Annotated in this window: 24 protein-coding genes; 11 read left to right on the top strand and 13 right to left on the bottom strand. The window is 69.4% G+C overall.

Annotated features, from left to right (window positions below; all coding sequences use genetic code 11):
• Positions 1-49 precede the first annotated feature (49 nt).
• A complete protein-coding gene (locus NV348_RS19000; RefSeq protein ID WP_447148093.1) occupies positions 50-1,348 on the bottom strand; it encodes a cytochrome P450 in 1,299 nt (432 codons plus the stop codon).
• Positions 1,349-1,480: 132 nt separating this feature from the next.
• Here NV348_RS19000 and NV348_RS18995 point away from each other — a divergent pair, with 132 nt between their 5' ends.
• Together NV348_RS18995 and NV348_RS18990 are read left to right on the top strand one after the other, a co-directional pair.
• Complete coding sequence (locus NV348_RS18995) at positions 1,481-2,644, top strand: steroid 3-ketoacyl-CoA thiolase (protein ID WP_447148092.1); 1,164 nt, start codon at positions 1,481-1,483, stop codon at positions 2,642-2,644.
• Positions 2,645-3,009: 365 nt separating this feature from the next.
• Positions 3,010-3,426, top strand: coding sequence for a helix-turn-helix domain-containing protein (locus NV348_RS18990; protein ID WP_019044759.1), 417 nt, complete (start codon positions 3,010-3,012; stop codon positions 3,424-3,426).
• 130 nt (positions 3,427-3,556) lie between these two features.
• On the opposite strand, the gene NV348_RS18985 is transcribed toward NV348_RS18990, so the two are convergent.
• From NV348_RS18985 to NV348_RS18965, 5 genes are all read right to left on the bottom strand, one after another.
• Positions 3,557-4,591, bottom strand: coding sequence for a hypothetical protein (locus NV348_RS18985; RefSeq protein WP_447148091.1), 1,035 nt, complete (start codon positions 4,589-4,591; stop codon positions 3,557-3,559).
• Positions 4,588-5,103 (bottom strand): ImmA/IrrE family metallo-endopeptidase, encoded by a 516-nt coding sequence (locus tag NV348_RS18980; RefSeq protein WP_447148090.1) that lies wholly within the window; start codon positions 5,101-5,103, stop codon positions 4,588-4,590. The genes NV348_RS18985 and NV348_RS18980 overlap by 4 nt, the downstream gene beginning before the upstream one ends.
• 11 nt (positions 5,104-5,114) lie before the next feature.
• Entirely contained in the window at positions 5,115-6,365 is a 1,251-nt protein-coding gene (locus NV348_RS18975) for a hypothetical protein (protein ID WP_447148089.1), read from the bottom strand.
• 201 nt (positions 6,366-6,566) lie between these two features.
• Entirely contained in the window at positions 6,567-7,481 is a 915-nt protein-coding gene (locus NV348_RS18970; protein ID WP_447148088.1) for an SDR family oxidoreductase, read from the bottom strand.
• Between the two features lie 185 nt (positions 7,482-7,666).
• Entirely contained in the window at positions 7,667-8,443 is a 777-nt protein-coding gene (locus tag NV348_RS18965) for an SDR family oxidoreductase (RefSeq protein WP_447148087.1), read from the bottom strand.
• A gap of 70 nt (positions 8,444-8,513) precedes the next feature.
• Here NV348_RS18965 and NV348_RS18960 point away from each other — a divergent pair, with 70 nt between their 5' ends.
• The 4 genes from NV348_RS18960 to NV348_RS18945 all read left to right on the top strand — a co-directional run bounded on the left by NV348_RS18960 (position 8,514) and on the right by NV348_RS18945 (position 12,058).
• Positions 8,514-9,278 carry an enoyl-CoA hydratase family protein gene (locus NV348_RS18960; RefSeq protein WP_447148086.1) on the top strand — a complete coding sequence of 255 codons (765 nt, stop codon included), beginning with the start codon at positions 8,514-8,516 and terminating at the stop codon, positions 9,276-9,278.
• Positions 9,279-9,283: 5 nt separating this feature from the next.
• Positions 9,284-10,165 (top strand): CoA transferase subunit A, encoded by an 882-nt coding sequence (locus NV348_RS18955; protein ID WP_447148085.1) that lies wholly within the window; start codon positions 9,284-9,286, stop codon positions 10,163-10,165.
• A complete protein-coding gene (locus NV348_RS18950; protein ID WP_447148084.1) occupies positions 10,162-10,908 on the top strand; it encodes a CoA-transferase subunit beta in 747 nt (248 codons plus the stop codon). Before NV348_RS18955 ends, NV348_RS18950 begins: the two co-directional genes overlap by 4 nt.
• A 64-nt stretch (positions 10,909-10,972) precedes the next feature.
• Complete coding sequence (locus tag NV348_RS18945; RefSeq protein ID WP_447148083.1) at positions 10,973-12,058, top strand: NAD(P)H-dependent flavin oxidoreductase; 1,086 nt, start codon at positions 10,973-10,975, stop codon at positions 12,056-12,058.
• Positions 12,059-12,198: 140 nt separating this feature from the next.
• On the opposite strand, the gene NV348_RS18940 is transcribed toward NV348_RS18945, so the two are convergent.
• Positions 12,199-12,342 carry a hypothetical protein gene (locus tag NV348_RS18940; RefSeq protein ID WP_447148082.1) on the bottom strand — a complete coding sequence of 48 codons (144 nt, stop codon included), beginning with the start codon at positions 12,340-12,342 and terminating at the stop codon, positions 12,199-12,201.
• A 42-nt stretch (positions 12,343-12,384) separates the two neighbouring features.
• Positions 12,385-14,355, bottom strand: a complete 1,971-nt coding sequence (locus tag NV348_RS18935; RefSeq protein WP_447148081.1) for a molybdopterin-containing oxidoreductase family protein — start codon at positions 14,353-14,355, stop codon at positions 12,385-12,387.
• A 179-nt stretch (positions 14,356-14,534) separates the two neighbouring features.
• Here NV348_RS18935 and NV348_RS18930 point away from each other — a divergent pair, with 179 nt between their 5' ends.
• Entirely contained in the window at positions 14,535-14,870 is a 336-nt protein-coding gene (locus tag NV348_RS18930) for a hypothetical protein (protein WP_447148080.1), read from the top strand.
• A gap of 39 nt (positions 14,871-14,909) precedes the next feature.
• Here NV348_RS18930 and NV348_RS18925 read toward each other — a convergent pair whose 3' ends face one another.
• The 5 genes from NV348_RS18925 to NV348_RS18905 form a co-directional block, all read right to left on the bottom strand.
• Positions 14,910-15,539 (bottom strand): Rv0361 family membrane protein, encoded by a 630-nt coding sequence (locus NV348_RS18925; protein WP_447148079.1) that lies wholly within the window; start codon positions 15,537-15,539, stop codon positions 14,910-14,912.
• A gap of 275 nt (positions 15,540-15,814) precedes the next feature.
• The gene (locus NV348_RS18920; protein ID WP_447151089.1) at positions 15,815-16,975 is read right to left on the bottom strand and encodes an acetyl-CoA C-acetyltransferase; all 1,161 of its coding nucleotides are present in this window, start codon (positions 16,973-16,975) and stop codon (positions 15,815-15,817) included.
• Positions 16,976-17,021: 46 nt separating this feature from the next.
• Entirely contained in the window at positions 17,022-17,633 is a 612-nt protein-coding gene (locus tag NV348_RS18915; protein WP_447148078.1) for a TetR/AcrR family transcriptional regulator, read from the bottom strand.
• Positions 17,634-17,697: 64 nt separating this feature from the next.
• Positions 17,698-18,495 (bottom strand): SDR family oxidoreductase, encoded by a 798-nt coding sequence (locus NV348_RS18910; protein ID WP_365010086.1) that lies wholly within the window; start codon positions 18,493-18,495, stop codon positions 17,698-17,700.
• Positions 18,492-19,679: an acyl-CoA dehydrogenase family protein gene (locus NV348_RS18905; protein ID WP_447148077.1), complete on the bottom strand. Its 1,188-nt coding sequence runs from the start codon at positions 19,677-19,679 to the stop codon at positions 18,492-18,494. The genes NV348_RS18910 and NV348_RS18905 overlap by 4 nt, the downstream gene beginning before the upstream one ends.
• A gap of 55 nt (positions 19,680-19,734) precedes the next feature.
• Between NV348_RS18905 and NV348_RS18900 the strand changes: the two genes are divergently transcribed.
• The 4 genes from NV348_RS18900 to NV348_RS18885 all read left to right on the top strand — a co-directional run bounded on the left by NV348_RS18900 (position 19,735) and on the right by NV348_RS18885 (position 24,462).
• Positions 19,735-21,285 (top strand): FadD3 family acyl-CoA ligase, encoded by a 1,551-nt coding sequence (locus tag NV348_RS18900; protein WP_447148076.1) that lies wholly within the window; start codon positions 19,735-19,737, stop codon positions 21,283-21,285.
• Positions 21,282-22,151: an enoyl-CoA hydratase gene (locus NV348_RS18895; protein WP_447148075.1), complete on the top strand. Its 870-nt coding sequence runs from the start codon at positions 21,282-21,284 to the stop codon at positions 22,149-22,151. The genes NV348_RS18900 and NV348_RS18895 overlap by 4 nt, the downstream gene beginning before the upstream one ends.
• Positions 22,152-23,294 (top strand): acyl-CoA dehydrogenase family protein, encoded by a 1,143-nt coding sequence (locus NV348_RS18890; protein ID WP_447148074.1) that lies wholly within the window; start codon positions 22,152-22,154, stop codon positions 23,292-23,294.
• Positions 23,295-23,403: 109 nt separating this feature from the next.
• Positions 23,404-24,462, top strand: coding sequence for an acyl-CoA dehydrogenase family protein (locus tag NV348_RS18885; protein ID WP_447148073.1), 1,059 nt, complete (start codon positions 23,404-23,406; stop codon positions 24,460-24,462).
• The last annotated feature ends 67 nt before the right edge of the window (positions 24,463-24,529 follow it).

The raw sequence follows: 24,529 nt of genomic DNA, 5'->3' as shown, positions 1-24,529 counted from the left end.
GGCGGGACAGGAGGGGCCGCGACCTCGAGCGCGCCAGCGCTCCAACAACTCACTGCGCGACCGGGCAACCCGAGGTCTTGTAGTCGACCGGCATTTCCTTGATGCCGTTGAGCCAGCCCGAGCGCAGGCGCTTGGGCGGGGCGATCTTGGTGATGTCGGGCAGGTGGTCGGCGATGGCGTTGAAGATCAGTTCGACCTCGAGCCGGGCCAGGTTCGCGCCGAGGCAGAAATGCGCGCCGGTGCCGCCGAAGGCCAGGTGCTGGTTGTCGGCCCGGGTGATGTCGAACTTCTCCGGGTTCTCGAAGACGTCCTCGTCGAAGTTGGCCGAGCGGTACAGCATCACCACCCGCTGACCCTTCTTGATCTGCACGCCGCCGAGCTCGGTGTCCTCGAGCGCGGTGCGCTGGAAGGAGGTCACCGGGGTCGCCCAGCGGATGATCTCGTCCACCGCGCCGGCCGGGCGCTCCTTCTTGAAGAGCTCCCACTGGTCGGGGTTCTCCATGAAGGCGATCATGCCGTGGCTGATGGCGTTGCGGGTGGTCTCGTTGCCCGCGACCGCGAGCAGGACGACGAAGAAGCCGAACTCCTCGAGCGTCAGCGCCTCGCCGTCGACATCGGCCTCGATCAGCAACGTCACCAGATCGTCGGCCGGGCAGGCCTTCTTGGCCTCGGCCATCTGGTACGCGTAGCCGAGCAGCTCCATCGACGCGGCGAGCGGATCGACGTCGGCGTTGTCGGGATCGTCGTAGCCGGTCATATCGTTGGACCATTCGAAGACCTTCATCCGGTCCTCCTGCGGTACACCGATGAGCTCGGCGATCGCCTGCAGTGGCAACTCACAGGCGACCTGGGTGACGAAGTCACCCGAGCCCGCCTCGGCGGCGGCCTTCACGATCTGCTCGGCGCGGGCAGAGAGCTCGGCGCGTAGCCCGTTGACCGCGCGCGGGGTGAAGCCCTTGGCGATCAGCTTGCGCAGCTTGGTGTGCTCCGGCGCGTCCTTGTTCAGCAGGACGAAACGCTGCAGTTCGATCTGCTCGCGCTTGATGTCGTCGTTGAACCGCGGGATCGTGGTGTTCTCGTTGGTGGAGAACACATCGCTGCGGCGTGAGACCTCTTTGACGTCGGCGTGCTTGCTGACCACCCAGAAGCCGTCGTCGTGAAAACCGCCGACATCGGGCGACTGCGCGTTCCACCAGATCGGGGCGGCCCGCCGCAGCTCGGCGAACTCCGCCACCGGGACACGCTCGGCGTAGATATCGGGGTCGGTGACGTCGAAGTCGTCCGGCAGGTTGGGCCGGATATTCGTCGCGTGACCGGGTCGGGCGTTTTCGGTGCGATGATCGACCACCGGATGCCTCCGTCGATAAACTGAAACACGTTCTACAATCATTCAAGCACAGGGATTGCCGCGGCGGAAGAACCACGCGGTTTTACCCTGAGCCTAAGAACAGAACTTGTTGCAGTTACGAGGGAGAATCACATGGGCACACCCGTGATCGTCGAGGCCGTGCGGACCCCGATCGGCAAGCGCCGCGGACAGCTTTCGGGACTGCATGCGGCCGAGCTGCTCGGCCTGGCCCAGCGCGGCCTGCTCGATCGAGCCGGCATCGACCCGGCCGAAGTCGAGCAGGTGATCGGCGGCTGCGTCACCCAGGCGGGCGAGCAGTCCAACAATGTCACCCGGGTCGCGTGGCTGCACGCGGGCCTGCCCTGGCAGACCGGTGCCACCACCGTCGACGCCCAGTGCGGCTCGGCGCAGCAGGCCAACCACCTCATCGCGGGCCTGATCGCCACCGGCGCGATCGACGTCGGCGTCGCGTGTGGCGTCGAGGCCATGAGCCGCGTGCCGCTGGGCGCCAACATCGGCACCGAGGCGGGCACGCGCAGGCCCGCGTCGTGGTCGGTCGACCTGCCCGACCAGTTCGTCGCCGCCGAGCGAATCGCCCGCAGGCGCGGCATCACCCGCTCCGACATCGACGAATTCGGTGTGCGCTCACAGCAGTTGGCCGCGCAGGCCTGGGCCGAGGGGCGCTTCGACCGCGAGGTACTGCCGGTCTCGGCGCCGGTGCTCGACAGCGAGGGCAACGCCACCGGCGAGAAGCTCGAGGTGACCAGGGACCAGGGTCTGCGCGCCACCACGCTCGAGGCCCTGGCCGCGCTCAAGCCGGTCATCGCCGACGGCATCCACACCGCGGGCACCTCGTCGCAGATCTCCGACGGCTCCGCCGCCGTGCTGCTGATGGACGAAACCGTCGCGCGCAACAAGGGTTTGCGCCCGCGGGCGCGCATCCACACCCAGGTACTCGTCGGCGCGGAGCCGGAGTTCCACCTCGACGGCCCGGTGCAGGCGTGCACCCGGCTGCTCGAGCGCTCCGGAATGAAAATTTCGGATATCGACCTTTTCGAGATCAATGAAGCATTCGCCTCGGTTGCACTTTCGTGGGCTTCTGTACATCAGCCAGACATGGACCGGGTAAATGTCAACGGCGGTGCGATCGCAATCGGGCATCCGGTCGGCTCCACCGGTTCCCGGCTCATCACCACGGCTTTGCACGAGCTGGAGCGAACGGGCAAGGGCACGGCCATGGTGCTCATGTGCGCAGGCGGCGCACTCGCCACCGGAACGATCATCGAACGCCTGTAGACTGACGATCACCGAAACCGGGCGCCCAGGTTGAACATTCATCCCAGGGCGCCCGGAACGTGTCGTACGCCACACAATCCAGGGGGCGAGGGGGAACATGAGACATCAGCTAACTTTGAGCTACCATCGACCTAAGGTTGAAGAACCCCGCGACGGGCACGAACCCGGACACCCTCCGGCTCCACAAGAGTCGTTGGCGTGACCCGCAAACGCGACCGTCGCGGCCCCTGCACGCAGGTGGGCGTCGGAAACCGTAGAGAAATCCCGAATCAGGCGTAGGTTTTCAGTTACTGAGCCGCTAATATCAATGATACGTATCCGAGATAACGACTGTTAGTACAGTGAAGGGAATTGGGCGGCTCACAATGGCTGATTTCGCGGCGCGGCTGAACAAGCTGTTCGAAACCGTGCATCCCCCGGGGCGCAAGCCGCACACCAACGCAGAGGTTGCGGCTGCGCTGACTGCCTCCGGGCATCCGATCTCGAAGCCGTATCTCTCGCAGCTGCGGTCGGGACAACGAACGAACCCGTCCGACGAGACGGTGGCCGCCCTGGCGAAGTTCTTCAAGGTCAAGCCTGACTACTTCTTCAACGACATCTACGCGGCCAAGATCGATCACGACCTGGAGCTGCTCGCGCAGCTGCAGGGCTACGGGCTGCGTCGGCTGTCCAGCAGGGCATTCGACCTCTCGGAAGAATCACAGAATTTGCTCACCTCCATGGCGGAGAAGTTGCGGGCCAGCGAAGGTTTGCCCGAAATTCCGCCGGACGGAACGGAATAGGAACCACAGAGCGGTCGGCCTGACGCACCTGATGGTGTCCTGGGACCGGCCGTGAAAGACGGATACGTGCACAGTGAACGGGCCTGAGACGGTGTGATCCACCAGCTCAGGCCCGTTCTCTGTGCTCGATTCAGTTCGAGGCGGCGGCGCTCTTCGGCGTGGCACCGGCGGCGGCGACCGCCGCGTCGTACTCGGACGCGATCGCCAGCACCCAGCCGCGCGGGCTGACTCCGGGCGGCGGCGCGATCCAGCGCGCATCGACGAACAAGTCCCCCAACGGATCTCGCGTCCATTCGGCCACGATCGCGGCCCGCTCCGACACCGACGTCGGCGGCTCGCCCGCCGCCGGGATGACGATGCCGCTGCCGGAGAGCAGATAGAGCGCGTCCATCACCTGGGCCACGTGGTCGGACGCCTTGAGCTGCGTCGACGTGGCGTTCTGCTCGGGCGCGACCACATCGGGGAAGCGGCCGACCATCAGCTTGTGCAGCGGCCGGATCCGGCGCAGCAGAATCCGGGCCCGCCACCACAACTCGACCACGATCGACACCGCACCCAACGCGATGAGCAGGCTCGCGATCTCCCAGGCCTGCCAGCCCCAGGTCGGCTCGCCGGGCGGGCTGGGTTCGGCGTGCTGGAAGGCGCGGCCCGCGTTGGCGACCGCGAGCACGGCCACCAAAGCCGTTCCCGCCGTGTAGATCGCGATACCGCGACCCAGCGTGGTCCAGTCCAGATTGCGCAGACCGGTGGTCACGATGAACACCGCGCCGAGCGCGACCACGATCCAGCCGAAGGTGAACGACCACCCCAGCGTGATCGCGATGGCGAACGCGCCGATGCCGTAGACCACCATCGCGATCTGGCGCAGATTGCGGCGCGACACCACCGGCCACGCGGCCGAGGCGACCACCGAGGTGGCGGTGGTGAACAGAATCCACGCCGAATCCACGATGCCGGCGGACAACCACCCGCTACGCACCCCGCCGGGCAGCAGATTATCGACGGCGACCGCGATGTCGGGAATGGCGACGGTCGCCGCGAGCGCGACAGCGGCGACCGCGACGACGATGGCGACGCGGGCGGTCGTCGCGGGCTTGACCAGCACACGACCCACTCGCGCACCCGCGGCAACCCAGACCAGCAGGGCTGTCAACCAGAGTGTCATCCGAGTGCCTCATCGAATCGAAGGACCGAGACGCCTGCGCCCCGGTTGTTGAACACACGCAGCCGGGTCATGAGCATGGCCGCGAAGGTCTCGGCCTCCCACTCGGCGAGATCGTCGGCGCCGTCGTCGACGATCTGCGCGTGGGCGCGCTGACTGAGCATGTAGGCGATCAGGTCGTCGCTGACCTCGAGCGTCGTCTCCACCGCGGGGGCGCCCTCGTGGTCGAAGACGATATGGCCCAGTTCGTGCGCGAGGGTGTGATCGCGACTCGGCAGGGAATCGGCCAGGACGATGATGTCGCGCTCCGGGTAGAACCGGCGCTGGCCGCACACGCCCGGGCCCAATTGCGCACTGGTGATCTCGATTTCGCGCTGCCGCTCCAGCGAGATCGCCGCGACCACCTCATCGAGAGTGGTCGCGTCGGAGTCGGCGGCGACCGCGCAGACCGCGTCGACGGCGGCGGCGACGCGGCGATAGGACCTGGAGGTGCTCTGGGTCTTGCTCTTGCTCATCGAAGATCCCCTCACGACCTCGGTCCGAAGAATTCGGCACGCGCCGCGTTCACCCGAGCCTGGGCTGCCGCGGCACCTTGGAAACTCACTGCGCCCGAACCGGTTCCGGCCAGGGTCAACGCGATCAGGCCGCCGATCACCGACAGCAGCTTCGGTTCGGGCAGACCGCTGTTGTCACTGGTCGGCTTGAACTCGGGATTCGGCTTGGCCGCCGGCGCCGGTGCGGCGGCTGCGGGCGGTGCCGCGGGCGCCTCGGCGGCGGGCGGCGCCGCAGCCGGAACCGGTACCGCCACAGCGATATTCGGCACCGAGGGCGCGGAGGGAATCGCGATCGGCGGTAACGCGGGCGCGGCCGGTACGGAGGGGATCGGGATCAGCAGCAAGAGCAGCGGCGAGGCCGAGCCCACCGCGGCGGAACCGACGGCAGCCGAGCCGACCGCGGCCGAACCCGCGCCGGCGGAACCGACGGCGGCCGAACCGACACCGGCCGAACCCACCGCGGCGGAGCCGGTGCCGAGCAGGGCGGAGCCGAGGCCGAGCGTGGCGGAGCCGGTGCCCACCGCGGCCGAGCCGACGGCGGCCGAGCCGGTACCGAGCACCGCGGCGGCACCGGCCGAACCGGTACCCAGGACCGCGGCCGCACCGGCCGAACCGGTCGCGAGCACGGCGCCCGCGCCCGCCGAACCGGTACCGAGGACCGCGGCGACACCTGCCGAACCGGTGCCGAGAATCGCGCCGACGCCCGCCGAACCGGTGCCGAGCAGCAGGCCGAGACCGGCCGAACCCGTGCCGAGGACCGCGCCCGCGGCGGCCGAGCCTGCCGCGGAGCCGGCGGCAGCGGAACCCGAGGCGGAACCGGAACCGGCGACTTCCTTCTTCGGGACGTCCTGGGCGACCTGGCCGGGGATGGTCAGCGGCTGCCACTCGCCCTCGTCGGCGACCTGCGCACCCGCGGGGTGCTGCGGGTCGGCCGGGGCCTGGCCGTCGGTCTCGCCTGGGGTGCCGCCCTGACCGTTGTCGCCTTGATTGCCGTCGCCGGAACCGCTGGGGAGGCGCAGTTCGGCGGGCTTGCCGTTGCCGTTGTGCTGACCGCCGTTCTGCTGACCGTTGTCGCCCTGGCCACTACTGCCGCTCCCGGGCGCCTGAGCGGCGGGAGTCGGTGGTTTCTCCGGTGCGGCGACGGCGACCGCCGGCCCGAGTAAAGCGGAACCGGCCAGCACGCTCGCAGCGGCAAGTACGCGCAAGATGCGACCAACGGCCATGCGCTTGTCATCCCCTTAGTAATTCAGCGCAGCAATACCCCCGGTCGCGACACATTCCGGGCTCGACGAACAGTAGCCCATAGTAAACCCACCCCTGCTTCCACGCAGAAGAGAGCAAGAGTCGTCCAGCCCCCTGAACGTGTGTGACATGCCATAAGCGCAGGCCGGGGAGGTTTCCCCGGCCTGCGCTCATGAGGTTTGCTATGCGCCGTACACGGGCTCCGGCGGAGTGCTCTTCTCGATCAGTTCGGCCACCACCGGGCCCAGCTCGGCGGGGTTCCACCGCGCGCCACGGTCGACCGGAGCGCCGTGGCGCCAGCCCTGCGCGAGCGCCACCTTTCCGCCCTCGACCTCGAACATCCGGCCGGTCACACCGGCCGACTCGGTGCTGCCGAGCCACACCACGAGCGGGGAGATGTTCTCCGGCGCCATGGCGTCGAAGCCCGAATCGGGGGCGGCCATGGTGTCGGCGAAGACCGTTTCGGTCATCCGGGTGCGGGCCGCGGGCGCGATCGCGTTCACGGTGACGCCGTAGCGGCCGAACTCGGCCGAGGCGGTGAGGGTCAGACCCGCGATGCCCGCCTTGGCCGCGCCGTAGTTGCCCTGCCCGACGCTGCCCTGCAGACCGGCGCCGGAGCTGGTGTTGATGACGCGGGCGTCGACCGGGCGACCGGCCTTCGCCTCGCCGCGCCAGTACTCGGCCGCGTGCCGCATGGTGGCGAAGTGGCCCTTGAGGTGCACGCGGACCACCGCGTCCCACTCGTCCTCACCCAGGTTGACCAGCATCCGGTCGCGCACGAAACCGGCGTTGTTGACCAGCACGTCGAGGCCGCCGAAGGTGTCGACGGCCTGGCGGATCAGGTTGCGGGCACCCGCCCAATCGGCGACGTCGTCGTAGTTCGCGACGGCCTCGCCACCGGCGGCGACGATCTCGTCGACGACCTGCTGGGCCGGGGTCTCGGTGGTCGCTGCGCCGTCGAGCGCGGTGCCGACGTCGTTGACCACCACGCGCGCGCCCGCCGCGGCGAAGGCCAGCGCGTGCGCGCGGCCGATCCCACGGCCTGCGCCGGTGACGATGACGGTGCGGCCCGCGCAGATCTGCTGCTGGTCGGTCATGTGAAAGCTCCTGTGTCTCTGGCGGCTGGCGCCGCGGGTTTCGGCTGCGTCTCTGGCGGCTGGCGCCGCGGGTTTCGGCCTCGTGACCTCGCATCCGAGGGGCGATACTGCGCCTTCGGCGTTCCGTCTCGCCCCTCGGATGCGAGGCGGCCGAAACCGTGGGGGGTGGGGGTGGGGGGTGGGACTCAGTGGTTGGCGGTGGCGGCGTCCAGGAAGGCCGGGCGTTCGCCGCCGCCGTGGACGAGCAGGGTGGCGCCGCTGATGTGCGCGGCCAGCGGGGAGGCCAGGAAGATCGCGGCGCTGCCCACGTCGGCGGGGCTGGCGAGCCTGCCCAGCGGCACGGTCCGGCCGACGGCGGCCACCCCGTCGGCGTCGCCGTAGTGGAGATGACTGAGTTCGGTCTCGACCGGGCCGACGACCACCGAGTTCAGCCGGACCTTGGGCGCCCATTCGACGGCCAGCGAGGACGCCAGGTTGTCCAGGCCGGCCTTGGCCGCGCCGTAGGCGGCGGTGCCCGGCGACGGGCGGTGCCCGCTGACACTGGTGATCATCACGATCGAGCCGCCCGCGTCCTGCTTCTGCATCGCCGCGTTGGCGTGCTGGGAGATCAGCAGGGGCGCGAGCAGATTCAGCTCGATGATCTTCTGATGGAACCGCGGGCTCGCGGCGTCGGCCATGGCGAACGGCGCACCGCCCGCGTTGTTCACCACATGATCGACGCGGCCGTGCCGATCGAGGATCTGCTCGAACAGCGCGGCGACGGCGTCGGGGTCGCGCACATCGCAGGTGAAGTGCTCCGTGCTGCGCTCCCCCACCGTGATCGGCTCGTCGGCGGGCCTGCGCGCGCAGGTCAGCACGGTCGCGCCCGCGGCGAGGAAGGCCCGGCTGATACCGGCGCCGACACCGCGGACGCCGCCTGTCACCAGAACGATCTGCTCGGAAAGGTCGATTTCTACAGCCACCGTGCTAACCTACCAAGCAATTGCTTGCTTTGTCTCGGGTTCGCCTGGGGCGCGCACGATGGGACTTGCGATGGGGATAAACCGTCACACCGAAACCGAGGGCGTCGAAGTCGTCACAGTCGACTACCCGCCGGTCAACGCACTACCGTCCGACGGTTGGTTCGCCCTGGCCGACGCGGTCCGGGCGGCAGGCCGCAATCCGGAGACCCGGGTGGTCGTGCTGCGGGCCGAGGGCCGCGGCTTCAACGCCGGCGTCGACATCAAGGAGATGAACGCCGACACCGGCCACACCGCGCTGATCCGCGCGAACCACGGCTGCTTCGAGGCCTTCGCGGCCGTCTACGACTGCGAGGTCCCCGTGGTGACCGCCGTCAACGGCTTCTGCCTCGGCGGCGGCATCGGCCTGGTCGGCAACTCCGATGTCATCATCGCCTCCGACGACGCCACCTTCGGCCTGCCCGAGGTGGACCGTGGCGCGCTCGGCGCGGCCACCCACCTGGCCCGGCTGGTCCCCCAGCACCTGATGCGGACCATGTTCTACACCGCGGGCAAGCTCACCGCCCAGCAGCTGCACCACTTCGGCTCGGTGTACCAGGTGGTGCCGCGCGCCGAACTCGACGCCGCGGCCATGGAGGTCGCCAAGAACATCGCGAACAAGGACGGCCGCGTGATCCGGGCGGCCAAGCGCGCGCTCAACGGCATCGACGTGCAGGACGTGCACCGCTCCTACCGCTACGAGCAGGGCTTCACCATGGAGCTCAACCTCGCCGGTGTCGCCGATGAGATCCGGGCGCGTTTCGACGACGATCTCGCCGCGCAGAAGAAGGAGAAGTAGACGCCATGCGCGACAAGAGAATGACACTCGACGAGGTCGTCGGTGAGCTGCGCAGCGGCATGACCATCGGCCTCGGCGGCTGGGGTTCCCGGCGCAAGCCGATGGCGCTGGTGCGCGCGCTGCTGCGCTCCGACGTCACCGATCTGACCGTGGTCACCTACGGCGGCCCCGATCTGGGCCTGCTGTGCTCGGCGGGCAAGGTGCGCAAGGCGTACTACGGCTTCGTCTCGCTGGATTCGGCGCCCTTCTACGATCCGTGGTTCGCCAAGGCCCGCACCGAGGGCGCGATCACCGTGCGCGAGATGGACGAGGGCATGGTCAAGTGCGGTCTGCAGGCCGCGGCGGCCCGGCTGCCGTTCCTGCCGATCCGGGCCGGCCTCGGGTCCTCGGTCATCGACTTCTGGGAAGGCGAGCTGCGGACGGTCCAGTCGCCGTATCCGGCCGCCGACGGCCGGACCGAGACGCTGGTCGCGATGCCCGCGCTGAACCTCGACGCCTCCTTCGTCCACCTGGACCTGGCCGACAAGCACGGCAACGCCGCCTACACCGGCGTCGATCCGTACTTCGACGACCTGTACTGCCTGGCCGCCGAGCGGCGCTACGTCTCGGTGGACCGCATCGTCGAGACCGAGGAACTGGTGAAAGCCGTTCCGCAGCAGTCGATCATCCTCAACCGCATGCTGGTCGACGGTGTCGTCGAGTCGCCCGGCGGCGCGCACTTCACCTTCTCCGGCAGCTACGGCCGCGACGAGAAGTTCCAGAAGCACTATGTGGCCGCCGCGGCGACGCCCGAGTCGTGGGCCGAGTTCAAGGCTCGCTACCTGGATGTCTCCGAAGCCGAATACCAGGCCGCCGTCCACGCTTTCGCCGAGGAGCAGAAGCTATGAGTATCAGTCGTGCTGAGGTCTGCGTCGTCGCCGCCGCGGAGATCTTCCGCGGAGCCGGTGAGATCATGGCGAGCCCGATGTCGACGGTCACCACCATCGGTGCCCGGCTGGCCCGGCTCACCTTCGAGCCCGATCTGCTGCTGTCCGACGGCGAGGCGCTGTTCTTCGCCGAGGTCCCGGCCATCGGCGCGAAAGCCCCGGTCGAGGGCTGGATTCCGTTCTCCAAGGTGTTCGACGTGGTGGCCTCCGGCCGTCGGCACGTGGTAATGGGCGCCAATCAGATCGACCGGTTCGGCAACCAGAACCTGTCGGCCTTCGGTCCGCTCCAGCAGCCGACCCGGCAGATGTTCGGTGTGCGCGGCGCGCCGGGCAACACCATCAACCACGCCACCAGCTACTTCGTGCCCCGGCACAACAAGCGGGTGTTCGTCGACCAGGTCGACATCATCTCCGGCATCGGTTACGACCGCATCGATCCCGAGAACCCGGCCTACCGCTTCCACCACCTGCACCGCGTGGTGACCAACCTGGGCGTGTTCGACTTCAACGGTCCCGACCACACCCTGCGCGCGCTGTCGCTGCACCCGGGCGTGAGCGCCGACGAGGTCGCCGAGAACACCTCCTTCGAGGTGGCCGAGCTGGGCACCGCGGGCGAGACCAGGCTGCCCACCGAGGAAGAGTTGCGGATCATCCGTACCGTGCTCGACCCCAAGGGTTTCCGTGAGAAGGAAGTGGCGGCGTGAGCGGCCGGAGGCGGCAGCGGAGCGTGACCACACAGGCCGCCCGAGCACGCCGGAAGGAGACAGCATGAGTGCCCACTTGCGGACTCCGCTGACCGAACTGGTCGGCATCGAGCATCCGGTCGTGCAGACCGGCATGGGCTGGGTCGCCGGTCCGCGCCTGGTCGCGGCCACCGCCAACGCGGGCGGCCTCGGCATCCTGGCCTCGGCCACGATGACCTTCGAGGAGCTCGAGGCGGCGATCGCCAAGACCAAGTCGCTCACCGGCAAGCCGTTCGGCGTGAACATCCGCGCCGACGCGACCGACGCCACCGAGCGCATCGATCTGCTCATCCGTGAGCAGGTCAAGGTCGCCTCCTTCGCGCTCGCGCCGAAGAAGGACCTGATCGCCAAGCTCAAGGACGCCGGTGTCGTGGTGGTGCCGTCGATCGGCGCCGCCAAGCACGCGGTGAAGGTGGCCTCCTGGGGCGCCGACGCGGTGATCGTGCAGGGCGGCGAGGGCGGTGGGCACACCGGTCCGGTCGCCACCACCCTGCTGCTGCCGTCGGTGCTCGACGCGGTCGACATCCCGGTGGTCGCGGCGGGCGGCTTCTTCGACGGTCGCGGCCTGGCCGCCGCGTTGTCGTACGGCGCCGCCGGTGTCGCGATGGGCACCCGTTTCCTGCTCACCCAGGAGAGCACCGTCCCCGAGGCCGTGAAGCAGGAGTACCTGGCGCGCGGACTACAGGACACGGTGGTCTCGGTGAAGGTCGACGGCATGCCGCACCGGATGCTGAACACCGAACTGGTCGAGAAGCTGGAGCACTCCGGTGGCTGGCGCGGCCTGTCCGCGGCGGTCGGTAACGCGGCCAAGTTCAAGTCCATGACCGGCATGAAGTGGTCGACGCTGATGCGCGACGGCCTGGCGATGCGCAAGACCAAGGACCTCAGCTGGTCCCAGGTCGTGATGGCGGCGAACTCGGCGATGCTGACCAAGGCCGGTCTCGTCGAGGGCCGGACCGACGCGGGCGTGCTGCCCGCCGGCCAGGTCACCGGCATCATCGACAGCCTGCCGACCGTGGCCGAGCTGATCGACGAGATCGTCGCCGACGCCATCGCCCGGATCGAGGCGATCTCGTCGCTGACCATCGAGCCGGCCACCGAGGCCCACTGACCCGGAGCCGTACCCGGCTCCCTCCACAAGCTCGCCCCGATCGACGGCCCAGAGCCAACCGTCGGTCCCCTGGGGCGATCGAACACCGGACCCGGTGCCGCACTCACGAGGTGCGCATCGGGTCCGGTGCGCTTTACGGCTCAGAGCGCGAAGACGGTGAACTGCGTGGTGCCGGGCAGATGCGCCAGCGGCGTGGTCCGCACCGTCGCCTCGATCCGCCCCGGACCCGTCGACAGCAGCACGCCGACCGCGGGACCGGTCTGTCCGGCGGGGCCGCCGGCCACGACGGTCGCGACCGAGGCGGTCGCCGTCGTGCCGCACCTCGATCAGCGGGGACGCACCTCGACGCGGTTGTCGTGGAACACCGCGCCGCCGCCGTAGTCCGAATCCCGTTCGGCGACCGTCGCGTTGACGGTGGCGCCGTTGGTGAATTTGGCCCAGCGGCCCTTCGTCGTGCCCGCGACGCCGGGGCGGACCCGGTCCGACACCTCGGCCACGGCCTCGAACGACCCGCGCGCGTTGGACACCAGGACCGGCGCACCGTCGGCGATACCGCGGGCGGTGGCGTCGTCGGGATGCAGGGTGATGGTGGATTCGCCTGCCCGGCGGCGCAATTCGGGGTTGCCGCCGAAGGAGGTGTTCAGGAAGTAGTGCGAGGCGGCGGAGATCAGCACCAGTCCGTCGCCCGGGTCGGCGGGTGGCGTGTAGTCCGGGAGCGGATCGTGTCCGGCCAGTTCGGCACGCGCCGAGACGAATTGCAGTTTGCCCGCCGGGACCGAGCCGGGCTGGATCTTGAGGAAGCCGTCGGCCCGGAGCCGGTCCAGGTCGTGGCCCTTCAGCAGTTGCCTGGCCAGTTCCTCGTCGGAGTCGTAGAGGGCCGGTTCGATGAGACCGAGGCGGCGCGAGAGCCTGCGGAAGGTCTCGGTGGTGGACAGGCATTCACCCGGCGGCTCGACGGCGGGCTCGTTCCAGACCAGGTAGAGGTGGCCGTAGCCCGCGATCACGTCGAGGTGTTCGGGCTGCATGGTGGCGGGCAGCACGATGTCGGCGTAGTCGACGGTGTCGGTGCCGAAATGCTCGAGCACGACGGTGAACAGATCGTCGCGGGAGAGTCCTTCGATCACCCGGCGCTGGTCGGGGTTCGAGCCGACCGGATTCGCGCCGATCACGAACAGCGCCTTGACCGGCGGATCCTCGGTCTCGAGCAGGGCTTCGCCGAGCCGGGTCATCGACAGGGTGCGGACCGGGTGCGGCAGCAGATCATCGCGGACCAGCGCCGCGTCGTCGAGCTGGAAGTGGCCGCTGGTCGAATAGTGCAGTCCGCCACCGGGAATCGCCCAGTCGCCGGTGACGCCGGGCAGGCAGGCCAGCACCCGCAGCGCCATACCGCCGCCCGCGTGTCGCTGCATGCCCTGGGAGGCGCGGATGGCGGTCGGCCTGGTGCGGGCGATCCGCTCACCGAGCGCGACGATCCGCTCCCGCGGCACGCCGGTGATCGCCGCGGTGCGCTCCGGGGTGAATTCCCTGACCCGGTCGCGGAATTCGGGCCAGCCCTCGGTGTGTTCGGCAATGAACCGCTCGTCCTGCGCGCCGAGCGAGACGATGACGTGCAGCAGCCCGAGCGCGAGCGCGGCGTCGGTGCCGGGCAGCGGCGCGAGGTGCTCGTCGCAGCGTTCGGAGGTCTTGGTGCGCACCGGGTCGATCGATACCAGGTAGGCCCCGCTGTCCTGCACGAACTTCCACAGATGGTGACCGGAGGTGAGCGGGTTGGTGCCCCACAGCAGGATCAGTTCCGACTTCGCGAAATCCTCGGGATCCATGCCGCCGGAGGTACCTAGCGTGTAGCGCAGACCGGTGCCGCCCGCGACGGAGCAGATCGTCGCGGCGTGGTGCGAGGCGCCGAGGACGTTGAACATCCGGCGACCGGCATAGCCCTCGAGTCCCTGCAGGTAGCCGAGGCTGCCGGTGCCGTGGAACGGCCAGATCGCCTCGCCACCGAACTCGTCGACGATGCCGGTGAGCCGGGTGGCGATCTCGTCGAGCGCGTCGTCCCAGCTGATCCGCTCGAAGCGGCCCGAGCCCTTGGGCCCGACCCGGCGCAGCGGGTAGCGCAGCCGGTCGGGCGAGCCGACCTGCTCGAGATAGCGATTGACCTTGACGCACAACGCGCCACGGGTCACCGGATGGTCCTTGTTCCCCCGCAGCCCGGTGGCCTTGCCGTCCTCGACGGTCACCACCCACGAGCACGCGTCGGGGCAGTCGAGCGGGCACGCACCGAGCACCTTCACCCGGCCCATCGTAGGCCGGGGGTACGACACCCGCCCGGCGGCGGCCGGGGGTAACACCGACCGTACGAAATGTGACGTAAGTCACGTAAGAGTGGTTTTGCGAACGCGGCACCGCCGGAGATCCAGATGCGCGGAGGCCCTGTCACAGGTCGGGGCATCGTGCCCCCACGCTTGGTGGGAGGTAGGAGATGAGAACGCTCGGCAAGAAATTGATGGTGAGCGCGTCGGCGGCAACGCTGCTCGGCGCGGGGGTGGTGATGGGCGCGGCGCCTGTCCAGGCGCAATGGGGTCCGTCGGGATGCTCGGCCCATCCGGTCAACAACACCTCGGCGTACTCACAGTGTTATTGGCCGGTCCGGCATCAGGTGCGGATCGAATGCAGGCAGTGGTGGGGCTGGTTCGGCAGCAGCTGGGCCACCTACGAACGCCGCGGCCACGTGGCGTGGGACGGGCAGCAATCCTGGGCCCACTGCGATATACCCGGCACTCTCCAGCGCTGGGATGTCGTGACCTACTGGTGGTGAACGAGAAACGGGTCGGCCGAAGGGGCCGACCCGTAACCCTCATTCCGTCTCGATGACCGGGTTGAGAATTCCGCATACCTTCCAGCCGCCGTCTTCCTCGACCAGTTTGTAGGTCGCGGTCGAGGTGGTCTTCGTGCCGAGGATCTCCATCGACATCGCCGTCGTGAAGGTCCCGGAATCGCTACCGGACGGGACGTCCACGCTCTTCAAGGTTGTCGTCGTCTTCGGGAGCCCGGTGTCCGACGGCGCCCCGGTCGGCGTCGACTTGTTCTTGTACTTCGCGATCTCGTCCCGATCGGAGGAACACACCAGATCTTCGAGGTCGCCCTTCTGATCGACCCACGCCTGCGCCGCCTCGCGCGGGGTGTCGTAGCCGCCGCCGATGATCGAACCGCCGCCGCCACCGAACATGAACAACGCGCCGACCGCGACCGCGATCAGAACGGCAGCACCACCGACGAAGAGGGCGATCTTTCCACCGCTACCACCGGACGGGCGGGGCGGCTGACCGTAACCACCCGGCGCACCGTACTGCGGCCCGCCCTGCGGGTACGGCTGCCCCGGCATCGGCCGTCCCTGCGGGTAGGGCTGCCCTGGCATCTGCTGTCCCTGCGGATACGGCTGCCCCTGCGGATACGGCTGGCCCGGATACGGCTGACCCGGCGGCATCGGCTGTCCCGGCCGACCTTGATACGGGTTGGGTGGTTGTGGGTGACCCATTCGGAATTCTTGCTCCTGATCTCACGAGTGACACCCAGATCCGGCACCACTTCAGCTCATGGCTTACCCACTGCGCCACCGTGTTATCGCGGCTACCCATGGGTGAGCAACGTTCCAGTGTGGGTGACCGAGCGATCGCTCGCAAGTGCGGAAACCGCCGTATACCGCACTACGGCCCGGTGCTGGAGACTCCAGCACCGGGCCGTTGTGGGCTCCGCGGCGAATTACTCGGCGGCGCCGAGGCGTTCGATGATGGTGACGTTCGCGGTGCCGCCACCCTCGCAGATGGTGAGCAGGCCGTAGCGGCCGTTCACCCGCTCGAGCTCGTTGAGCAGCGTGGCGAACAGCTTGGCGCCGGTCGCGCCGAGCGGGTGGCCGAGCGCGATGGCGCCGCCGTTGGCGTTCACCTTCGCCGGGTCGGCGCCGATCTCCTTGATCCAGGCCAGGACCACGGGAGCGAAGGCCTCGTTGATCTCGATGGCGTCGATGTCGTCGATGGTCAGGCCGGCCTTCTCCAGCGCCCACTGGGTGGCCGGGATCGGCGCGCTGAGCATCATGAGGGGGTCGGCGCCGCGCGCGCTGACGTGATGGATACGGGCGCGCGGGGTCAGGCCGTACTCCTTGACCGCCCACTCCGAGGCGAGCAGCGTGGCGCTGGCGCCGTCGGAGATCTGGCTGGCGACCGCCGCGGTGAGCGGGCTGCCCTCCGACAGCGGCTGCAGGCTCGCCATCTTCTCCAGGCTGGTCTCGCGCGGACCCTGGTCGACGGTGAAGTCGCCGACCGGCACGATCTCGTTGTCGAAGCGGCCCGCGGCGATGGCGGCCTTGGCGCGCTCGTGGCTCTGCAGGGCCCAGCGCTCCATGTCCTCGCGGCTGATGCCCCACTTCTCGGCGATCATCTCGGCGCCCTTGAACTGGGAGACCTCGCCGGTGCCGTAACGCGAGTCCCAGCCCTTCGCGCCGACGAACGAGGACTCGAAGCCGTACGGCTTGCCCGCGACCATGGCGGCGCCGATCGGGATGGCGCTCATGTTCTGCACGCCGCCGGCCACGATGACCTCGGCGGTGCCGCTCATGATGGCCTGCGCGCCGAAGTTGATCGCCTGCTGGCTGGAGCCGCACTGCCGGTCGACGGTGACGCCGGGCACTTCCTCGGGGTAGCCCGCGACCAGCCACATGGTGCGGCCGATGTTGCCGGCCTGCGGACCGAGGTTGTCGACACAGCCGACGATCACGTCGTCGACGATCGACGGGTCGATGCCGGTGCGCTCGACGAGGCCACGCAGCGCGGCCGCGCCGAGATCGGCGGAGTGCACCTCGGCCAGCGCGCCACCGCGCTTGCCGACCGCGGTACGCACCGCATCGATCACATAGGCCTCCCGCAGTGGGGCGTAGGGGCGGCGCTCGGCTGATGCGGTCATGTTGGAACTCCTATTTCGCGGTGCTCCCGGGCACGGTGAGCCCGTCGAGCACGATGGTGAGATATTGCTGAGCAAGGCTTTGCACGGTGATCGGGCCACCGGGGGTGTACCAGCGGACCGCGACCCACACGGTGTCGCGCAGGAAGCGGAACGCCAGTTCGACGTCGAGTTCGGGCCGGAAGCTGCCGTCGGCGACACCGGCGGTGAGCACCCGGTGCCACAGGTCGCGGAACTCGGTGTTGAAGTCGCGGATGTAGGCGAAGCGCTCCACGTCGCGCAGGTTCTTGGCCTCGGCCTGGTAGATGGCGACCGCGGCGTGGTGCCGGTCGAAGGCCTCGTAGGAGGCGATCACCAAGGCTTCCAAGGTCTCTCGCGAGCTCAGCCCGGCGGCCGCGATCTCGCGGTAGCGGCCGAACAGGTCGTCGAGGAAGCCGCGCAGGATCTCGTCGACCATCGACTCCTTGGAGTCGAAATGGTGGTAGAGGCTGCCGGAGAGGATGCCCGCCGAGTCGGCGATATCCCGCACCGTGGTGGCGCGCAGTCCACGCTCGGCGAACAGGTTCGCGGCGAGGTCGAGGAGTTCGGCGCGGCGAGAACGTTTCACGGTGTCGGATGCGGTCACGACGTCATCCTACAACCAAGCATTTGCTTGGTTTCCGGGAACGCCGCACTCGGGGGCTCGCTCGTCATGCGCGCTGACTGCTCACCGAGACCACCTCGCCGGTCAGGTACGAGGTGTAGTCGCTGGCCAGCATGGCGATCGTCGCGGCGACCTCCCACGGCTCGGCGGCGCGGCCGAAGGCCTCCCGCTCGCTCAGGGCGTCGAGCAGCTCGCTCGAGCTGACCTTGTCCAGGAACGGATGCCGGGCGATGCTCGGCGCGACGGCGTTGATCCGCACCCCGAACTCGGCGGCCTCGACCGCACTGCACCTGGTCAGCGCCATCACGCCGGCCTTGGCGGCAGCGTAGTGCGCCTGGCCGTGCTGCGCGCGCCAACCGAGCACGCTGGCGTTGTTGACGATCACGCCACCGTGGCCGGCCGACCGGAAGTACCCGAGCGCGGCACGGGTGCAGCGGAAGGTACCGGTCAGGGTGATGTCGAGAACCTGATCCCACTGCTCGTCGGTCATGTCGACGACCGGGGTCTCACCGCCGAGGCCGGCGTTGTTGACCATGACGTCGATCCGGCCGAGTTCGGCGGCGGCATCGGTGAGCAGCTGGTTCACCTGCGCGGTATCGCGGACGTCGCAGACCACGGCGCCGACCTTGCGCTCGGGGAACTCCTTGGCGAGCAGCTCGGCGGTCTCGGTGAGCCTGCGCTCGTGCCAATCGGAGACGACGACGTCGGCGCCTTCTTCCAAGAGCCTGCGCGCGGTGGCCGAGCCGATGCCGGTGCCCGCCGCGGCGGTGATGACGGCCTTACGGCCGGTCAGCAGGCCGTGGCCGGGGATGGACGGGGGCGGGACGGAGAGCGGACCGGTCACGGGCGGGCCTCCCGCGGCAGGCCGAGCACACGCTCGGCGATGATGTTGCGCTGCACTTCGTTCGAACCTCCATAGATCGTGTCGGCGCGGCTGAACAGGTACAGCCGCTGCCATGCGGTCATGTCGTCGGGACCCAGGACCAGCCCGGCGGCGCCCTGCACCGCCATGGCGAGTTCGCCGAGTCCGCGATGCCAGTTGCCCCACAACAACTTCGAGACCGACGCGCCACCGGCATCGTCGACGTCCTCGCTCATGGTGCGCAGCGCGTGCGCGCGCAGCACCCGCAGGCCGACCCAGGCGTTGTCGATGCGCTCGGCGATCAGCGGGTCGTCCGCCGCGCCGGTCCGCCGGGCCAGCGCCTCGATGTCGGCGAGCTCGCGGGCGAAGCGGATCTGCTGGCCGAGCGTGGAGATGCCGCGCTCGAAGGTCAGCGTGCCCATCGCGATGCGCCAGCCCTCGCCCGGTTCACCGACGACCAGGCCCGCCTCGGTGACGGCGTCGTCGAAGAACACCTCGTTGAATTCGGAGGTGCCGGTGAGCTGTTCGATCGGGCGCACCTCGATGCCCGGCTGATGCATCGGCACCAGCAGGTAGGACAGGCCCTTGTGCCTGCTCGACCCCTTCTCGGTGCGCGCGATGACGAAGCACCAGTCGGCGACGTGCGCGAGCGAGGTCCAGATCTTCTGGCCGTTGATCACCCAGCGGTCGCCGTCCAGGCGCGCGGTGGTGCTCACCGCGGCCAGGTCGGAGCCGGCGCCCGGCTCGGAGTAGCCCTGGCACCACAGCTCGCCGACCGAGCGCACGCCCGGCAGGAATCGCTTCTTCTGCTCTTCGGTACCGAAGGCCAGCAGCGTCGGGCCGAGCAGTTCCTCACCCACATGCGAGACCCGCGCCGGCGCGTCGGCCTTCGCGTACTCCTCGTGGAAGATGACCTGCTGGCGCACGCTGGCACCGCGGCCGCCCCATTCGACCGGCCAGCCGAGGCAGGTCCAGCCCGCGGCGGCGAGGTGCCGGTCCCAGGCCAGCCGCTCTTCGAAGAACTCGTGCTCGCGCCCCGGCCCGCCGGTGCCGCGCAGGTCACGGAACTCCCCGGCCAGGTTTTCGGCCAGCCAGTCGCGTATTTCCGCGCAAAACTCCGCGTCGGAGGTCGCGGTATCGGAATCTGAGGTCTGGATCACGCCCACGTCGGTAGGATAACCTACCAAGCACTTGCTTTGTTAGCCGATTGGTGAGGACCCCGTGACAACCCCTGCACAGACCACCCCGCAGGCACTGCGAGACGTCGCCGCGGCGCATCCGCACGAGCCGGCCCTGATCGACGGCGCGACCCGCCTGACCTGGTCCGACCTGCTAGACCAGGTCCGGATCGCGGCGCGCGCCCTGATCGCCCGCGGTATCGACCGCGGCGACCGGGTCGCGATGTGGGCGCCCAATACCCATCACTGGGTGGTCGCGGCGCTGGCCGCGCACTCGGTCGGCGCCGCGCTGGTGCCGCTCAACACCCGCTATGTCGCCGCCGAGGCGGCCGACGTGCTGGTCCGGGTGGACGCGAAGGCACTGTTCGTCGCCGGGCCGTTCCTCGGCCGCGATCGCGCCGCCGAACTGCGCGCGACGGCGCCGGAGCTCGAGATCGGCACCGTCGTGGTGATCCCGGTCGAGGGCGAGTCCGCCACCGACGACGCGTCGCTGAGCTGGTCGGCCCTGCTCGAGCTGGCCGAGACCGTCTCCGCCGAGGCGGGCGAGGAGCGGGCGAACGCCGTCTCCCCCGACGACATCTCCGACATCCTGTTCACCTCCGGCACCACCGGCCGCAGCAAGGGCACGCTCGTCGCGCACCGGCAGGCGCTGGGCGTGGTGCGCGGCTGGGTCGAGTGCTCGACCCTGCGCGCGGGCGATCGCTACCTGATGATCCCGCCGTTCTTCCACAACTTCGGCTACAAGGCGGGCATCCTCGCGTGCCTGGTCACCGGGGCCACGATCGTGCCGCAGGCCACCTTCGACGTGCCCGCCGCGCTGGCGCTGATCGAGTCCGAGCGGATCACCGTGCTCACCGGGCCGCCGACGATCTACCAGACCATCCTCGAGCATCCCCAGCGCGGCGAGCGCGATCTGTCCTCGCTGCGGGTGGCGGTGACCGGCGCGGCGACGGTGCCGGTGGTGCTGATCGAGCGGATGCGCGACGATCTCGCCTTCGAGGTCGTCATCACCGCCTACGGCCTGTCCGAGTCGGCCGGTTTCGGCACCATGTGCCGACCCTCCGACGACGCGGCCACCATCGCCAACACCTGCGGCGGCCCGATCGCCGACTTCGAGCTGCGCCTGTCCGAGGCCGGTGAGGTGCTGCTGCGCGGTCCCAACGTGATGCTCGGCTACCTCGACGATCCCGAGGCCACCGCCGAGGCCATCGACGCCGACGGCTGGCTGCACACCGGCGACATCGGCATCGTCGACGAGCGCGGCTATCTCAAGATCACCGACCGGCTCAAGGACATGTACATCACCGGCGGGTTCAACGTGTATCCCGCCGAGATCGAGCAGACCCTGGCCCGGCTCGATGGTGTCGCCGAATCGGCGGTCATCGGTGTGCCGGACGAGCGGATGGGCGAGGTCGGCAAGGCCGTCGTCGTCCGCAAGGCCGGCTCGACGCTGACCGCGGACGAGGTGATCGCCTTCGCCGCGTCCAGCTTGGCCAATTTCAAAGTGCCCCGGCTCGTGGAGTTCCGCGACCAGCTGCCCTACAGCGCGGCGGGCAAGGTGCTCAAGCGTGAGCTACGTGAGGAGAAGTCGTGAGTTCCGAAACCGAAGCCGAGGTCGTCACCTACGAGGTGCGCGGGTCGGTGGCCGTCGTCACCATGAACCGGCCCGAGTTCCGCAACGCGCAGAACTCGAAGATGACCTACGCCCTCGACGCCGCGTTCGTGCGGGCCGTCGAGGACCCCGAGGTCAAGGTGATCGTGCTGGCGGGCAACGGAAAGCACTTCAGCGCGGGCCACGACATCGGCACGCCGGGTCGCGACCACGACGTGCACTACGAGAACAAGGCCGCGCTGTGGTGGGACCACCTCGACCGCGCGGGCGGCGATCAGCGCTTCGCCCGCGAGTCCGAGGTGTATCTGGGCATGTGCCGCCGCTGGCGGGAGATCCCCAAGCCGACCATCGCGATGGTGCAGGGTGCCTGCATCGCCGGCGGGCTGATGCTGGCCTGGGTATGCGACATGATCGTCTGCTCCGACGACGCCTTCTTCTCCGACCCCGTTGTCCGGATGGGCATTCCGGGTGTGGAGTACTTCGCGCATCCGTGGGTGATGGGTCCGCGCGCGGCCAAGGAGTTCCTCTTCACCGGTGACCGGTTCGACGCCGCCCAGGCCAAGGAGTGGGGCATGGTCAACCGGGTCGTGCCGCGCGCGGAACTCGAGTCCGAGGTGCTGGCGCTGGCCGAGAAGATCTCCGCCATGCCGCAATTCGGGCTCGCGCTCACCAAGAAGGCCGTCAACCAGGCCGAAGACCTGATGGGCATGCGTTCCGGCATGGACTCGGTCTTCGGGCTGCACCATTTCGCACACGCGCACAACGCCGAAGTCGGCGCCGATTCGCTCGGCGGGATGACCGCCCGCTCGATGAGGGGCGCCGCGACCGAACAGAACGGGACCAAGTAAGTGGACCTCGAGATCGACCCGGCAGTACGGGAGTTCCAGCTGGAGGTGCGCGAGTTCCTCGCCGCCAACGTCCCCAGCGAGCCGTTGCCGTCCATGGACACCGCGGCGGGTTTCGAAGCCCATCGCGCGTGGGAGGCCAAGCTGGCCGAGGCCCGCCTGTCGGCGGTGTCGTGGCCCACCGAGTACGGCGGCCGCGATGCCTCCATCCTCGAGTGGGTGCTGTTCGAGCAGGAGTACTACGCGGCGGGTGCGCCGGGGCGCGTCGCCCAGAACGGCATCTTCCTGCTCGCGCCGACACTGTTCGAGCACGGCACCGAGGAGCAGCTGGCCCGGATCCTGCCGCGGATGGCGCGCGGTGACGACATCTGGGCGCAGGCCTGGTCCGAGCCCGAATCGGGCAGCGACCTGGCGAGCCTGCGCTCGACCGCGAGGCGCACCGAGGGTGGCTGGATCCTCAACGGCCAGAAGACCTGGAGCTCGCGCGCCACCTACGCCGACTGGGCCTTCGGCCTGTTCCGCAGCGACCCCGAGGCGCAGCGTCATCACGGCCTGACCTACGTGATGTTCCCGCTGTCCGCCGACGGCGTGAGCGTGCGGCCGATCCCGCAGCTCGACGGCGAGCCGGGCTTCGCCGAGATCTTCCTCGACGACGTCTTCGTCCCCGACCGCGACGTCATCGGCGCGCCGAACGAGGGCTGGCGGGTCGCGATGGCGACGTCGAGCAACGAGCGCGGCCTCTCGCTGCGCAGCCCCGGCCGGTTCAGCGCGACCGCGCAGCGGCTGATCGACCTGTGGACCGAGACGACCGAACCCACCGACACCGCCGCGCGCAATGCCGTGGTGGACGCCTGGATCGGCAGCGAGGCCTACCGGCTGCACACCTTCGGCACCGTCACCCGGCTGACCGACGGCGGTCAGCTCGGCGCGGAGTCCTCGATCACCAAGGTGTACTGGTCCGAACTCGATATCGCCATGCACCAGACGGCCCTCGACCTGCTCGGCTCCGCCGCCGAGCTGACCAGCACGTGGACCGACGGCTACCTGTTCTCGCTGTCGGGCCCGATCTACGCGGGCACCAACGAGATCCAGCGCAACATCATCGCCGAGCGCATCCTCGGCCTGCCGCGGGAGAGCAAGCGATGACGCGGCGCGTCGAGCTTCACGGCACCGCGCGACCCGCGACGCACCAGCCGCGCACGGAGACCAGCACCCGCTCGGGCCGAATCGCCCCACCGAACACAGGAGGTCCGCGATGAGATTCGCCCTCAGCACCGAACAACTCGATTTCGCCGGCGAGCTGCGCAAGATCCTCGACGCCGGGCACACTCCCGCGGCCGCGCGCGCGTGGGCCGAGGGCGACACCGCCAAGGGGCGCACCCTGCTGCGGCAGGTGGCCGAGATGGGTGTGTTCGGCCTCATCGTCGACGAGCAGTACGACGGCGCGGAAGCCACCCCGGTCGACCTCGTCGTCGCCCTGGTCGAGCTGGGCCGAGCCGCGGTGCCGGGTCCGGTCATCGAGTCGACCGCGGTGATTCCCGCGCTGCTGCAGCGTCTTCCGGAGACCGAACCCGCGCGGCGTTGGTTGCCCGCCCTCGCGGGCGGCGGATTGCTCGGCACCGTCACCTTCGCGGACCCGCAGCGCGGCATCGCTCTCGATGCCGACACCGCCGACCTGGTGCTCGTCGCGGCAGGCGGGCGGCTGACTGTCGGCCGACGCGCCCCCGAGTCCGCCGGCGGCGATCAGCCGACCGACGCGACCGATGGACGGGCCCCCGGATCGATCGCCTCGATCGACCCGGCGCGCAAGTTGTTCCACGTCGCGGCCGACGAGACCGTCGCCGAGGACGTCCAGGACGCACTCGACTACGCCTTCGATATCGGCGTCCTCGCCTGCGCCGCCCAGCTGCTCGGCGCGGGCCGGGCGCTGCTCGACCAGACCACCACCTATGCCAAGCAGCGCAAGCAGTTCGGTCGCGCGATCGGTGAGTTCCAGGCCGTGAAGCAGCAACTCGCCGATGTGCTGATCGCCCTGGATCTGGCCGAGCCGCTGCTCTACCGTGCCGCGCTCACGCTGGACTCCGGCGATCGCGCCCGCGATGTGTCGGCGGCCCTCGTGGCCTGCGGCGATGCCGCCCACCGCGCCTCGCGCGCGGGTTTGCAGGTGCACGGCGCCATCGGCTACACCGCCGAATGCGACCTGTCGCTGTGGATCACCAAGGTGGCCGCCCTGCGCACCGCCTGGGGCACCGCCGATTTCCACCGCGGCCGCATCGCGGACGCACTGCGCGCGGCCGAACCCGCGGCGGTCTGAGGCGAGCGGATGCCACTCCCCGTACCCACCGACGCGGTGACCATCACCGACTCTGCCGAGGAACCCC

This window comes from Nocardia fodinahabitans (assembly GCF_052983615.1).
The sequence above is the reverse complement of the archived record's forward strand: the minus strand, read 5'-3'. Positions and strand labels throughout refer to the sequence as shown.

Coding starts and splice junctions, on each gene's coding strand:
- NV348_RS18950 (WP_447148084.1), top strand. CDS start 10,162: ATGAGTATCAGTCGTGCTGAGGTCTGCGTCGTCGCCGCCGCGGAGATC.
- NV348_RS18970 (WP_447148088.1), bottom strand. CDS start 7,481: ATGACCGACCAGCAGCAGATCTGCGCGGGCCGCACCGTCATCGTCACC.
- NV348_RS18990 (WP_019044759.1), top strand. CDS start 3,010: ATGGCTGATTTCGCGGCGCGGCTGAACAAGCTGTTCGAAACCGTGCAT.
- NV348_RS18960 (WP_447148086.1), top strand. CDS start 8,514: ATGGGGATAAACCGTCACACCGAAACCGAGGGCGTCGAAGTCGTCACA.
- NV348_RS18985 (WP_447148091.1), bottom strand. CDS start 4,591: ATGACACTCTGGTTGACAGCCCTGCTGGTCTGGGTTGCCGCGGGTGCG.
- NV348_RS18885 (WP_447148073.1), top strand. CDS start 23,404: ATGAGATTCGCCCTCAGCACCGAACAACTCGATTTCGCCGGCGAGCTG.
- NV348_RS18935 (WP_447148081.1), bottom strand. CDS start 14,355: ATGGGCCGGGTGAAGGTGCTCGGTGCGTGCCCGCTCGACTGCCCCGAC.
- NV348_RS18930 (WP_447148080.1), top strand. CDS start 14,535: ATGAGAACGCTCGGCAAGAAATTGATGGTGAGCGCGTCGGCGGCAACG.
- NV348_RS18975 (WP_447148089.1), bottom strand. CDS start 6,365: ATGGCCGTTGGTCGCATCTTGCGCGTACTTGCCGCTGCGAGCGTGCTG.
- NV348_RS18980 (WP_447148090.1), bottom strand. CDS start 5,103: ATGAGCAAGAGCAAGACCCAGAGCACCTCCAGGTCCTATCGCCGCGTC.
- NV348_RS18955 (WP_447148085.1), top strand. CDS start 9,284: ATGCGCGACAAGAGAATGACACTCGACGAGGTCGTCGGTGAGCTGCGC.
- NV348_RS18925 (WP_447148079.1), bottom strand. CDS start 15,539: ATGCCGCCGGGTCAGCCGTATCCGGGCCAGCCGTATCCGCAGGGGCAG.
- NV348_RS18945 (WP_447148083.1), top strand. CDS start 10,973: ATGAGTGCCCACTTGCGGACTCCGCTGACCGAACTGGTCGGCATCGAG.
- NV348_RS18995 (WP_447148092.1), top strand. CDS start 1,481: ATGGGCACACCCGTGATCGTCGAGGCCGTGCGGACCCCGATCGGCAAG.